Annotated in this window: 14 protein-coding genes; 7 read left to right on the top strand and 7 right to left on the bottom strand. The window is 59.9% G+C overall.

The window, feature by feature from the left end; genetic code table 11:
- Positions 1-28 precede the first annotated feature (28 nt).
- Together moaB and SJY29_RS00865 are read right to left on the bottom strand one after the other, a co-directional pair.
- The gene (gene moaB, locus SJY29_RS00870) at positions 29-571 is read right to left on the bottom strand and encodes a molybdenum cofactor biosynthesis protein B (RefSeq protein WP_400085700.1); all 543 of its coding nucleotides are present in this window, start codon (positions 569-571) and stop codon (positions 29-31) included.
- Positions 572-591: 20 nt separating this feature from the next.
- Positions 592-1,380, bottom strand: coding sequence for a uracil-DNA glycosylase family protein (locus tag SJY29_RS00865; protein ID WP_400085697.1), 789 nt, complete (start codon positions 1,378-1,380; stop codon positions 592-594).
- Positions 1,381-1,484: 104 nt separating this feature from the next.
- Between SJY29_RS00865 and SJY29_RS00860 the strand changes: the two genes are divergently transcribed.
- Genes SJY29_RS00860 through plsY form a run of 4 tightly spaced genes read left to right on the top strand, consistent with a single transcriptional unit; the run spans position 1,485 to position 4,892 of the window.
- Positions 1,485-2,441, top strand: coding sequence for an aspartate carbamoyltransferase catalytic subunit (locus SJY29_RS00860; RefSeq protein WP_400085694.1), 957 nt, complete (start codon positions 1,485-1,487; stop codon positions 2,439-2,441).
- Positions 2,438-2,977, top strand: a complete 540-nt coding sequence (locus SJY29_RS00855; protein WP_400085691.1) for a hypothetical protein — start codon at positions 2,438-2,440, stop codon at positions 2,975-2,977. The genes SJY29_RS00860 and SJY29_RS00855 overlap by 4 nt, the downstream gene beginning before the upstream one ends.
- A gap of 17 nt (positions 2,978-2,994) precedes the next feature.
- A complete protein-coding gene (gene pyrC / locus SJY29_RS00850) occupies positions 2,995-4,278 on the top strand; it encodes a dihydroorotase (RefSeq protein ID WP_400085688.1) in 1,284 nt (427 codons plus the stop codon).
- Entirely contained in the window at positions 4,278-4,892 is a 615-nt protein-coding gene (gene plsY, locus SJY29_RS00845) for a glycerol-3-phosphate 1-O-acyltransferase PlsY (RefSeq protein WP_400085685.1), read from the top strand. The genes pyrC and plsY overlap by 1 nt, the downstream gene beginning before the upstream one ends.
- A 177-nt stretch (positions 4,893-5,069) precedes the next feature.
- On the opposite strand, the gene SJY29_RS00840 is transcribed toward plsY, so the two are convergent.
- From SJY29_RS00840 to SJY29_RS00825, 4 genes are read right to left on the bottom strand one after another with little or no spacing between them, the layout of a single operon-like run.
- On the bottom strand, positions 5,070-6,440 hold the full coding sequence (locus tag SJY29_RS00840) for a glutamate--cysteine ligase (protein WP_400085683.1): 1,371 nt from the start codon (positions 6,438-6,440) through the stop codon (positions 5,070-5,072).
- A 56-nt stretch (positions 6,441-6,496) separates the two neighbouring features.
- A complete protein-coding gene (locus SJY29_RS00835; protein ID WP_400085680.1) occupies positions 6,497-7,015 on the bottom strand; it encodes a hypothetical protein in 519 nt (172 codons plus the stop codon).
- Positions 7,008-7,847, bottom strand: coding sequence for a GNAT family N-acetyltransferase (locus SJY29_RS00830; RefSeq protein ID WP_400088805.1), 840 nt, complete (start codon positions 7,845-7,847; stop codon positions 7,008-7,010). The genes SJY29_RS00835 and SJY29_RS00830 overlap by 8 nt, the downstream gene beginning before the upstream one ends.
- On the bottom strand, positions 7,844-8,566 hold the full coding sequence (locus SJY29_RS00825; RefSeq protein WP_400085678.1) for a 16S rRNA (uracil(1498)-N(3))-methyltransferase: 723 nt from the start codon (positions 8,564-8,566) through the stop codon (positions 7,844-7,846). Before SJY29_RS00825 ends, SJY29_RS00830 begins: the two co-directional genes overlap by 4 nt.
- A gap of 11 nt (positions 8,567-8,577) precedes the next feature.
- On the opposite strand from SJY29_RS00825, the gene ubiA reads away from it, so the two are divergent.
- From ubiA to SJY29_RS00810, 3 genes are read left to right on the top strand one after another with little or no spacing between them, the layout of a single operon-like run.
- A complete protein-coding gene (gene ubiA / locus SJY29_RS00820) occupies positions 8,578-9,543 on the top strand; it encodes a 4-hydroxybenzoate octaprenyltransferase (protein ID WP_400085675.1) in 966 nt (321 codons plus the stop codon).
- Between the two features lie 54 nt (positions 9,544-9,597).
- Complete coding sequence (locus SJY29_RS00815; protein WP_400085672.1) at positions 9,598-11,520, top strand: OmpA family protein; 1,923 nt, start codon at positions 9,598-9,600, stop codon at positions 11,518-11,520.
- Positions 11,521-11,529: 9 nt separating this feature from the next.
- Positions 11,530-11,853, top strand: coding sequence for a hypothetical protein (locus SJY29_RS00810; protein WP_055293595.1), 324 nt, complete (start codon positions 11,530-11,532; stop codon positions 11,851-11,853).
- Positions 11,854-11,859: 6 nt separating this feature from the next.
- On the opposite strand, the gene SJY29_RS00805 is transcribed toward SJY29_RS00810, so the two are convergent.
- Positions 11,860-12,807: an L-threonylcarbamoyladenylate synthase gene (locus SJY29_RS00805; protein ID WP_400088803.1), complete on the bottom strand. Its 948-nt coding sequence runs from the start codon at positions 12,805-12,807 to the stop codon at positions 11,860-11,862.
- Positions 12,808-12,881 lie beyond the last annotated feature (74 nt).

The raw sequence follows: 12,881 nt of genomic DNA, 5'->3' as shown, positions 1-12,881 counted from the left end.
TCCCTTTCCAGTGAAACGCACAAAGCCGTTACTTCCGTCGCAGATGTTCATCCAGACGCGGCATGATTTCAACAAAATTGCAGGGCCGGTGCCGGTAGTCGAGCTGCCTGAGAAGAATTTCATCCCAGGCGTCCTTGCAGGCACCCGGTGATCCGGGTAGCGCAAAGAGATACGTGCCCTGTGCGACACCTGCTGTGGCACGGCTTTGCACCGCACTGGTTCCGATTTTCTGCATGCTGACGATTGTGAAAATGGTGCCGAAGGCATCAATCTCTTTTTCATAGACATCGCGGTGCGCTTCTACCGTGACATCCCGCCCCGTCAGGCCCGTCCCGCCGGTGGAGATGATAACATCCACCGCCTCGTCTGCGCACCAATCGCGCAACTGTTGCGCAATCTGATCGCGTTCATCCGCCACAATTTTCCGATCCGCCAGCACATGCCCCGCCCCGGCAATCCGGTCGACCAAGGTCTGACCGGATTTATCGTCCGCCATCTGGCGCGTGTCACTCACGGTCAGCACCGCAATACGGACCGGCACAAAATCTTTGCTCTTATCAATACGGCTCATGGCTTCTCACTTCTTTGGAATTACCCGCGCAAACGCGCCTTGAGGGACAAAAGATCGGCCCAAGCCTCGCGTTTCGCAATTGGATTGCGCAACAAATAGGCCGGGTGGAACATCGGCAGGCAGGGTTTGCCCAGTACCTCGACCCAGTCACCACGCATGCGCGTGATGCCGGTGCGCCCCAGCAAAGCCTGACAGGGGGTATTGCCCATCAGGACAATGACCTCGGGATCAGCCAGCGCGATATGGCGTTCCAGAAATGGCAGCATCATGGCGATTTCGGCGGCATCCGGCGTGCGGTTCGAGGGCGGACGCCATGGCAGCACGTTGGTGATATAGACAGCTTGAGCCGCGTTATCAGCGGCACGGCCCATTTGTATCGCTTCAAGCATCCTGTCCAGCAACTGACCAGCACGACCCACGAATGGCCGCCCCGCGCGATCCTCTTCGCGCCCGGGCGCTTCGCCTACGATCATCACGCGGGCGGCGGGGTTGCCATCGCTGAATACAAAACTGCGCGCGCCTTTTTTCAATTCGCAATGATCAAAAGCCTGCATCGCACGACTGAGCGCATCAAGATCAGCCGCCGTTTGCGCCGCGGTGCGCGCAAGCGCCGCCGGATCCACGTCTGTCTTTTTCACGACCTCGGGCGCCGCGACAGGCTTCTCAGGCGTTGCCGCCTTCGGCGCAGGCTTCACCGTCTCGAGCGCATAGCGGTCAACGGGCGTGTCCAGAATGGCGTCTGTCACACCCAATTCCACCTGCCATTCAAGCAGGGCGCGGTCGGTCCAATATGTGTTCTGCGAATCCATCAGCCACAGGATATGCCGGATTGCGCGGATTGCGTAGTGCTTGCGGCATTGATGCGCACGGCAGGGGTGCCTATAAGGCGGGGAACCACTGCTAAGAGGGCCTCATGACATTTCGCGCCAAGCATCTTTTGGGCATCGAACCTCTGCATCCCACAGAAATCACAACGTTGCTGGATTTGGCCGATAGCTATGCCGAGCATAACCGGCGCGGTATCGCGCACCGCGACGTGCTCGCGGGGCTGACACAGATAAACATGTTCTTTGAAAACTCGACCCGGACGCAGGCGAGTTTTGAACTGGCTGGCAAGCGGCTGGGTGCGGATGTGATGAACATGGGCATGCAGGCGTCTTCGGTCAAAAAGGGCGAGACCCTGATTGACACGGCCCTGACGCTGAACGCCATGCGCCCCGATCTTCTGGTTGTGCGGCACCCGCATTCCGGCGCGGTCGATCTTTTGGCGCAAAAGGTCAATTGCGCGGTTCTCAACGCGGGCGACGGCAAGCACGAACACCCCACGCAGGCGCTGCTTGATGCGCTGACCATCCGGCGCGCCAAGGGGCGGCTCCACCGCCTGTCGATCGCGATTTGCGGCGATATCGCCCATAGCCGCGTGGCGCGCTCGAACATTATGCTCTTGGGCAAAATGGAAAACCGTATCCGCCTGATCGCCCCGCCCACGCTGATGCCATCGGGCGTTGCCGATTTCGGGGTCGAGGTGTTCGAGAACATGGAAGAGGGGCTAAAAGACGTCGATGTCGTCATGATGCTGCGCCTGCAAAAAGAGCGCATGGACGGCGGATTTATCCCCTCCGAGCGTGAATACTTCCACCGTTACGGGCTGGATGCGGCCAAGCTGGCCCATGCCAAACCCGACGCCATCGTCATGCACCCCGGCCCAATGAACCGCGGTGTCGAAATTGACGGGAACATCGCCGACGACATCAACCGCTCGGTCATTCAGGAACAGGTCGAAATGGGCGTTGCTGTGCGCATGGCCGCGATGGACCTTTTGGCGCAGAACCTGCGCGCGACCCGTGGCCCCAAAGAGGTGATGGTATGAGCGAGACCTTCCAAGTCAGCGCGACCGAACACGGCGTCATCCGTATCTTTATGGTCAACTTGAGCGCCGATGATGCCGCCCGTTTCATGCAAGGCCCAGAGGAGATCAACCGCGCCTTGGATGTCGGTGATCTCGACGAGGAATTCGTCGAACTCTTCGCACTCAGCATGCTCGACGGGGTCGGTTTGGCCGGATATTTGGTGGATGGCCTTGGCGTGGCAGAGGCCGACGTCGCGCCTTACCGCTCGCGTCTGAACGGCATGACGGGGCATGTTTTGATCGTGCTGTCACGGGCCTTTGGCGGTCGCGCAGCCACCATCACGCCCAGAGCACCGCTCAAATGGATCGGTACCTATACCGAAGAAGGTGCGAACGTAAAATTTGAACCGCTCCCTTCTAAGGGGGCCGAAGGCGCGATGACAGGATCGCCAGCAAAAGCGCCAAAATCAGATGCACGCGTCGGCGGCATGATCGCGATGTATGCGCTGATTGCGATGTTTGCCCTGGTGGCGTTGATGATTTGGGTGGCCGGATAGAGATGATAGATAACACAATGACCGCCACTTTCTTTGCCAACGCCCGCCTGATTGATCCCGTGGCACTCACCGACAACCTCGGCGCGATCCTGATCGAGGACGGCGTCATCAAAGCCGTCTTTGATGACGCGACAGTGCCCCCGAAATCCGCCAATGTCGTGGATTGCGGTGGCATGTGCCTTGCACCTGGCATCATTGATATCGGCGTCAAAGTCTCTGAACCCGGCGAGCGGCACAAAGAATCCTTTCGCTCTGCCGGACGCGCGGCGGCGGCGGGCGGGGTGACCACCATCGTCACCCGCCCCGACACCAGCCCCGCTATAGACACCCCCGAAACGCTTGAATTCGTGGAGCGCCGCGCACAACAGGATGCACCTGTGCATGTGCTGCCGATGGCAGCCCTAACAAAAGGGCGCGAAGGGCGCGAGATGACAGAGATCGGTTTCTTGCAAGACGCAGGCGCCGTGGCCTTTACCGATTGCGACAGGGTCGTCACCAACACCAAGGTCTTCAGCCGTGCGCTGACCTACGCCCGCTCACTGGACGCGTTGGTGATCGGGCACATCCAGGACCCCGGATTGTCCGAAGGGGCCGCTGTTACCTCCGGTAAATTCGCATCGCTCCGCGGACTGCCAGGGGTCAGCCCGATGGCCGAACGCATGGCGCTGGACCGTGATATCAGCCTGCTGGAAATGACCGGCGCGCGCTATCACGTAGACCAGATCACGACCGCACGCGCCCTGCCCGCGCTGGAACGGGCCAAGCGCAACGGGCTAAAAATCACCGCCGGTATCGGGGTGCATCACCTGACGTTGAACGAACTGGATGTCGCGGACTACCGCACGTTCTTTAAACTCAAACCGCCGCTGCGCAGTGAAGAAGACCGCATTGCTGTCGTCCAAGCCGTATCAGAGGGGCTGATCGATATCATCTGTTCGATGCACACGCCGCAGGACGAAGAAAGCAAACGTCTTCCATTTGAAGAGGCCGCAAGCGGTGCCGTGGGCCTCGAGACACTTCTGCCCGCAGCCTTGCGCCTTTATCATGCGGAAATGATCACGCTGCCGAAGCTCTTCCGTGCGATGGCGTTGAACCCCGCCCGCCTTTTGGGGCTGCCCGCAGGTAGGCTGATCGCCGATGCCCCTGCCGATCTGATCCTCTTTGATCCGGATGCACCATTCCAGCTTAACCGCGCCACCTTGTTGTCAAAATCCAAGAATACACCCTTCGATGGCGCACGGCTGCAAGGCCGCGTGCTGGGCACATGGGTCAGCGGCCACCGCGTCTGGGAGAAATCGTAATGCCAACAATCGAAAGCGCCTATGTCGTTCTCTTGCTCTGGGCTGTCATCGGCTACCTTCTGGGATCAATCCCGGGGGGTATGATCTTTGCCAGGCTGATGAACCTCGGCAACCTGCGCGACATCGGGTCGGGCAATATCGGGGCCACGAATGTGCTGCGCACCGGCAACAAGAAAGCCGCCGCCCTGACATTGATCTTCGATGCCGCCAAGGGTGCGATTGTGGTGCTGGCCGCCCGCCAACTGGCCGGTGAGGACGCGGCCCAGCTTGGCGCGCTGATGGCTTTTCTCGGGCATTGCTTTCCGGTCTGGCTGCGTTTCAAGGGGGGCAAAGGTGTCGCCACCTATTTCGGCATTCTGCTGGCTGTGGACTGGCAGATCGGCCTGATCGCCTGCGCAATCTGGCTCGTTGTGGCCGCCGTATCGCGCTATTCCTCGCTCGCCGCTTTGGTCACTGCGGGCTGGATCCCACTGGTTGTCGGCTTCACCACCCCGGGCGAGATGTTCTTTCTCGCAGCGACCCTGTGTTTTCTGATCTACATCCGCCACTGGGGTAACATCCAGCGGCTGCGCAAAGGCACAGAGACAAAGATCGGGAAGAAGGCGCAAGCCTGACTGCCTGCGTGATATGTCACGCGATAATGGTGGTTATGACTTGTGCCTTGGCCGCAAAGCAGACTTTGCGCACTAGCAGGGTTAGCGGTGGGCATGTGGGCATAGCTGCATTCGTTTCACACAAAAGCACCCCCACGGCAAAATCGACCGTCAAAACGATCAGACAGCCAGCACTGTCTAATAGCTATATTCGGCGTAGATCCGTTTCAGATCACCGTCCCAATCGCCGTTGTAGTGCGCCAAAAGCTCATCGGCGGGTGTCATGCCGCTCTCGACGCTTTCGTGCAGCGCATTCAGGAAATGGGTTTCATCGGCAATCAGGCCACCGGCGCCCGGTTTCGCGCGGGCCTTCAGACCTGCGTGTGAAATCGCCACGACCTCGCGCGCCAGATCATGCATGTTGATCCCGTCAACCTGCGCCTGCAAACCATCGACCGAGGCCGCCACACGCAGCGCTTCGCGTTGTTCTGCGGTCCAGTTCTTGCAAAGATCCCATGCTGCATCCAAAGCAGTTTGGTCGTACATCAAGCCGGTCCAGAACGCTGGCAACGCACAAAGCCGCCGCCAAGGGCCACCATCCGCGCCGCGCATTTCAATGTACTGCTTTACACGGGCCTCGGGGAACACGGTTGTCAGGTGATCGGCCCAGTCTGACAAGAGCGGCTTTTCCCCTGGCAGTGCAGGCAATTCACCTTTCAGGAAATCACGGAACGACATGCCCAGCGCGTCGATATATTTGCCGTCGCGATAGACAAAATACATCGGCACATCGAGAACCCATTGCACCCATGCCTCAAACCCGAAACCCTCTTCGAACACAAATGGCAACATGCCGGTGCGCGCCGCATCCAGATCGCGCCAGATGCGTGACCGCCAAGATTTATGGCCGTTGACCTTGCCCTCAAAGAACGGGGAGTTGGCGAAAAGGGCGCAGGCGACGGGCTGCAATGCCAAGGCCACGCGCATCTTTTGCACCATGTCCGCCTCGGAGCCGAAATCGAGGTTCACCTGCACAGTGCACGTCCGGCGCATCATCGCCGTCCCCATGGTGCCCACTTTTTCCATGTAATTGTTCATCAGCTTGTAGCGGCCCTTGGGCATCAGCGGCATTTGCTCATGCGTCCACTCAGGCGCGGCCCCAAGGCCGATAAACTTTACGCCGATCTCATCCGAGACGGATTTGACCTCGGCCAGATGGACATTCACCTCGTCACAGGTCTGGTGGATGGTCTCGAGCGGTGCACCGGACAATTCCAAGGCGCCACCGGGCTCAAGGCTCACGTTGGCGCCATCTTTGGTCAGGCCGATGATCTTGCCATCTTCCTCGACACGGTCCCAGCCGAAACGGCCCTCAAGCCCCTCAAGGACCGCTTTGATCGACCGCTCGCCCTCATAGGGGAGCGGAAGCAATGAATCCTGACAGAAGCCGAATTTCTCGTGCTCGGTGCCGATCCGCCAATCCTCTTTAGGTTTACACCCTTTGGACAGGACTTCGGCCAGTTGATCGTGATTCTCGATGGGGCCGCCGCCGGACTGAGGAATGGACATGAGGCAACGCTCCGCTGTTGATCAAGTGTTATCGGTGACCTGCACCAAGCTCGGTGTCAATGCAAGAGCGGCTTGACACGGCACCATACCGTCACCCGCGCATCAGGTGTGTGTGAGAGCACATCCAGCACAGTGTTGGTTCTGATGTCGGGCAAGGCGGCAAAGACATCGAACAAACCTTCGGCCCCTGCCGCATTGACGGGAATGGCAAGCACCTGCCCGTCAATGCCCGTCAATATCCAGCTTGGGTCAGGGTGGCTTGTGGGGTCTATCTCGAGCTTGCTCAGATCACCCACATCCATCACGCCGCCATCCAACGGGCCGAAATAGGCAAGGCGCCGTTCCCTGATCTGCACCACGCCGGCGCCATCCCCGTCCTGGGCGAAGCGCGCCCTTTGCAGGGCCGCGACGGCCCAACCAGCACCCAGCACGATAAAAATGATGCCAAGCCATTGGGTAATCCCGATCCCCGTCAGAGCCCACCAGATGCCGAAGACCGCAAAGCCAACAGCAAAGAGCACTTCGCGCCAGTGCCGGAAAAAGGCGCGCACTTCAGGGCGAAAGAAATCATCCATAGATCACCTGTGGTTCCTGATAGACCAGAATACGGAAATCGCCTGTGCGGCGAAACCCGATCGCTTCGTAGGCTTTGCATGCCTGCGGTGAGGCGGCAAAAAGACTGGCATTTTTTGTGCCCGCATCCCGCGCCTCGGCCAGATGCAGCGCGACGGCACGGCGCGCATGGCCGCAGGCACGCAGCGCGGGGGGCGTATAGACGCCGCCGATCTGTACCGCCTCGGGCAGGACTGCGTTGAACCCTGTCATCGCGACGGGTGTGTCACCATCATACAGCACACGGTGGGTATCCGCTTCGAGATAACCGACAATATCTTTGACGGCGGTCATGGCATTATCCTCACCCGGCATTGGCAGCACCTCTTCCAGATATGCACGCCGCCAGCCAACCACCAGCGCGCGCGGCGCGTCTTTCAGGGGGACCAGACGAAATCCGGTGACATCGGGGATGACCAGATCATCCAGCGACAAAGCATAGAGCGGCTCAGCCTTATCCAGCCCCGGATCACCCGACAGTCCCAAGACTGTGCGCAGGGCAGCCACCTGTGGCGCGTCACCCAAAACCCCCTTCACACTATGCCCCAGCAAAACCACCTTCACATCCCCCCAAGGGCCGGTAGGGCATTGCGGGAACACCATGCCTTCTTCGGACATGCAGAGTACATCTACCAAAGCACCGGCCCGCCAGCGCAGCCAAAACCGCATGGCACGCGGATGGCCGCCTGCCATGCCATAGCGGCGCAGGTTCGACAGCGGAAACATGGATGTCGTGATATGGCGGGTCAGAAAAGTCTCAATCGCGGGGCGGTCTGCCGGAAGCGCAGGGATCATCGCCAATCGCCCAAGGCCTGTTGCCAGACGGTCAACGCCGCCACCGCCGCCGTATCCGCACGCAGAATGCGCGGGCCGAGGCTGACAGGATGCGCAAAGGGCAAGGCGTGCAAGCGGTCACGTTCGGCAAGGGAAAACCCGCCTTCAGGTCCGATCAGGATCGCCCAAGGGCCATGCATGTCAGGGAGCGCCACAGGATCGCCGATCAAAACTTCGTCACAAAACATCAATTGCCGCTCTGGCGGCCAGTCTTTGAGAATACGGTCCAGCTTTGCCAGGTCATCCACGGGCGGCACAAAAGTACCGCCACTTTGCTCGGCGGCCTCGACGGCATGGGCCTGCAATTTATCCTGCCGGATACGATTGGCGCTTTGGGTGAAATCGGTTTGCACCGGACAAATCCGCGCAGCGCCCATCTCCACGGCTTTCTCGACGATAAAGGCTGTACGTTCCTTGCGGATCGGCGCAAACAGAAACCACAAATCAGGCGGATTTTGCTGTGGCTTCGTCTGGGCCGAACACAAAAGTATCCCACCCTTCTTGCCCGCCTTCACCACCTGCGCATCCCATTCACCATCGGCCCCGTTGATCAATGACAGCACAGCACCCTCCTCCAGCCGCATCACCCCGAACAGGTAATGCGCCTGCTCGCGCGTCAGCGGAACCGTTTGCTCTTCCCCCAGAGCCTGATCTACATAAAGCCGAACCTTGGATGCCATGAGCGGACCATATGACCGAAAATTCCCAGATGCCAGAGCCGAGCGGCACGGTTGCCGACGCCGTCAAAGACAATTGGGTGGACCGCCTAGCACCGCGCTTCAGCCGGCCCTACCTCAGGCTCAGCCGTGCTGACCGCCCGATCGGCACATGGTTGCTTTATCTGCCATGCCTTTGGGGCCTGTCGCTCGCGGTATTGGCGACGGACAGCTATGGCAGCCATGATCTTTGGACAATTGTCGGCTGCGGGATCGGGGCGTTCTTGATGCGCGGCGCGGGCTGCACTTGGAACGACATCACAGACCGCGATATTGACGGATCGGTTGCGCGCACACGGTCGCGGCCTATTCCTTCGGGTCAAGTGACAGTGCGCGGTGCGCTGATGTGGATGGTCGCACAGGCGTTGGTCGCCTTCCTGATCCTGATCACGTTTTACCCGACCGCAATCATTCTCGGCATACTCGCATTGGCACCGGTGGCGATCTATCCTTTCGCAAAGCGTTTCACATGGTGGCCGCAGGTCTTTCTTGGCATCGCGTTCAACTGGGGGGCCTTGCTGGCATGGGCCGCACATACCAATAGCATTGGCCCTGTCCCCATCGTGCTCTACTTCGCAGGTATCGCATGGACGCTGTTTTACGACACCATCTATGCCTTTCAGGACGCCGAAGATGACGCGCTCATCGGGGTGAAATCCACAGCGCGGCTATTCGGTGAAAACGCTCGCAAATGGCTGCGTTTCTTTCTGACCGTCACAATCGTGCTCTTTGGTCTGGCCGTCCTGCTTGCGGCTTCGGAACGGTCGGTCCTGTCGCTTGTCATCGCGATTGGCGGGCCTTGGGCGCTGGGATGGCACCTGACATGGCAACTCAGCCGCTTTGACCCTGATGACAACGACGGGTTACTGTGGCTCTTCCGTTCAAACAGGAACGCCGGACTGATCCCTCTGCCGTTTTTCGCCATAGCCCTCCTGGTGTGATTGAACACCGCGGCGGCTGGGCCTATGCAGAGACCAAACGAGTAGTGGACCCAAATGCGCCTATCCGCCATTTTCATACGCCTGATTGTTTTCGCCGCCGCAGCCTTTCTGTCTGTCGCCGCCGCCCGCACAACGGTGTCGGTCGTCGAAGAGCGTTCTGTGCTGGCGGTGCAGGAAACCCTTGTAGATCAGGGCTACGAATGGGCTTCGGTGCTTGGTGACGGGCTACAGGTCATACTCGAGGGCGAGGCGCCGACAGAGGCTGTACGCTTTCGCGCAATCTCGGCGGCCGGCGGGATGGTCGATGCAAGCCGCGTCATCGACAACCTTTCGGTCGCCGATTCGGCGGTCATCCAACCACCGCAATTCGCAATTGAGATCTTGCGCAACAATGCTGGCGTATCACTGATCGGACTGATCCCTGCCACAACCGACCGCGAAGCGCTGGCCGAACGCATCACCGATATCGCCGATGGGCTGCCGGTCACGGATCTTCTTGAGGTCGCCGATTATCCAACGCCGCCGAACTGGCGCGCCGCAGTGAACTATGCCCTGCGGTCGCTCGAAATCTTGAACAAATCAAAGATTTCGGTAAACGCGAACCGCGTGATCGTGAATGCGATCTCTGACAGCCCCGAAGAAAAGCGCCGCTTTGAAGTCGCACTGGCGCGCAACATGCCCGACGGGGTCCGCGTCTCGGTCGAGATCAGTGCGCCGCGGCCGGTCATTTCGCCTTTCACAACACGGTTTATTCTTGATGAGGAAGGCGCACGTTTTGATGCCTGTGCCGTTGACACCGAAGAGGCGCTGAGCCAGATCATGACCGCCGCGACCGCGGCCGGTTTTGCTGGGCAAGCGAACTGTGTTTTCGCACTCGGCGCACCGTCACGCACATGGGGCGAGGCCGTCGCACAGTCTATAACTGCGGTAAAGAACATGGGCGGCGGCACGATCACTGTCTCTGACACGGACGTCACGCTCATCGCACCCGCGGGCACCGGACAAGCCACATTTGACAATATCGTGGGCCGGCTGGAAAATTCGCTGCCTGATGCATTCGCCTTGACGGCTGAACTGCCTGATCTGCCCAGCGATGCGGCCGAGGAACTGCCCCAGTTCACGGCCACACTCAGCCCCGAGGGTGAAGTGCAGCTGCGCGGGCGCGTGCCCGATGACATCACCAATACAGTTGTCGAGAATTTCGCCAGCGCCCGCTTTGCCCAGCGCAATATCACGATGGGAACACGGGTGGCCGAGGGCCTGCCTGCCGGCTGGTCGGTCCGCGTTCTTGCAGGGATCGAGGCGCTCTCGGAGCTTTCCAATGGCGCGGTGATCGTGGAGCCGGAAAATTTGACGGTCCGCGGCAATACCGGCAACGAGAATGCCAGCGCCGCAGTGTCGCGGCTGCTCATCGAAAAGCTGGGGCAGACCGCTGATTTCGATATCGACATCACCTATGTCAAAGAGCTTGACCCCATCGCAGGACTGCCCACACCGGAAGAATGTATCGCGCAGATTATTGCTGTGACGGAGGGGCGCAAAATCACCTTTGACCCCGGTTCAGCCGACCTAACCATCGACACACAACCTGTCGTGGATGACATTGCCGACATCCTGAAGAAATGCGGCGATCTGCGGATCAGGGTGTCCGGCTTTACTGACAGTCAGGGGCGTGAAGTGATGAACCAGCAGTTGTCCCAAGACCGCGCCGATGCGGTCCTGACAGCTTTGCGCGCACGGCGGGTGCCAGTCTCCACTTTCGAGTCCATCGGTTTCGGCGAAGAAAACCCGATTGCCGACAATGATACCGAAGAAGGCCGCGAGGCAAACCGGCGCATCGAGTTCAGCCTGATCCTGCCTGAACCCCCCGCCGAAGACGTGTCGGTCCTGGATGAACTCGCAGAGGAATTGACCGGTGATGCCCCCGACGAAGAGGCGGCGACAGATACGGATGACAGCGCAGCAGAAAGCGAATAGACGAAGCCAATGAACAGAACAGAATTCATCATCGCAACGGCCGTCATTCTTTTTGTGGCCTTCGTTCTGGGGTGGTTTGCAAGCTGGCTGGTGAACCGCTTTACGCGCGTGACCAAGGCGGAAATCGGCGAATTGGACAAGATGGCGCAAGCGCTGCACGAAGCCGAGGAAACCCGCGATCAGGCGATCACCTATCTGCAACAACGCGAAGCCGAGATCACCAACCAGCTCAGCCAGACCGAAGCCGAATTGCGCGCGGCTATGGACGGTTTGCGCGAAGCACGCCAGGAAGCCGAAGAACTGCGCGGCTATATTGAACGCAAAGAAGGCTAAAGACCGCTAGCGCGGGGCGGCGGCGCGTTTCAGGCGATCGTTGATCGCCTGCCCTAACCCATGATCCGGAATAGGTGAGACGGCAATCTTTTCTGCCCCCATTGCATCAAGTTGATGCAGACAGGCAAAAAGGCGCGCCGCCGCCTCGGTCAGATCGCCCGCAGCAGACAGGTTCAGATCCGCATCCACCGGACCAAACCCCAGCAGGACTTCGCCCTCTTCGGCGTAAGGTGCGTTTAAACGCACCTTACCGCGCGGCGCGTAATGTGATTCCAGTTGTCCGGGTGCGGTCGGCATGGCCGGATCTGCCGGACGCGCCAGAGGGCGCCCCAAACAGGCCTCGAGCGCCTCAAGCGGAATCCCGCCCGCGCGCAACAAAGCAGGTTCACCCACACAATTCACGATGGTTGATTCCACGCCGACCGGACAGGCGCCCCCATCCACGATGGCATCGATCCTGCCCCCCAGGCCAGCCGCAACATGGGCGGCAGTCGTCGGGCTGACACGCCCCGAGGGATTGGCCGATGGTGCGGCCACAGGGCCACCGAAACGCGCCAGCAACCCAAGCGCCACAGGATGGTCCGGAACCCTGACCCCCAAAGTCCCGAGCCCCGCTGTCACCAGTTGCGACACGCCCGCATCGGCGCGCAGTGACAACACCAGCGTCAGCGCACCGGGCCAGAAGGCCTGTGCGAGCGCATAAGCTGTGTCGTTGAAAACGCAGTATTTCTCTGCGCCGGCAATATCTGCCACATGCACGATCAGCGGGTTAAAGCTCGGGCGGCCTTTGGCGGCAAAGATCTTCGCGACGGCCGTATCATTACGCGCATCGGCACCCAGTCCGTAGACCGTTTCGGTCGGAAAAGATACCAATCCCCCGCCCGCCAGCAGTGCCGCAGCTCTTTCCAATCCGGCAACATCCGGTTGGAGCATCAGGGATTGTTCATCGGTCATGACGTGGCGTTTTGGTTGATGGGTGGCCGCACTGCGATAGGGTAGCCGCATGCTTGATGCTTAGCCCGCACCCC

It is taken from the genome of Yoonia sp. R78084, assembly GCF_044595625.1.
In the GTDB taxonomy this organism is placed as follows: domain Bacteria; phylum Pseudomonadota; class Alphaproteobacteria; order Rhodobacterales; family Rhodobacteraceae; genus Yoonia.
The sequence above is the reverse complement of the archived record's forward strand: the minus strand, read 5'-3'. Positions and strand labels throughout refer to the sequence as shown.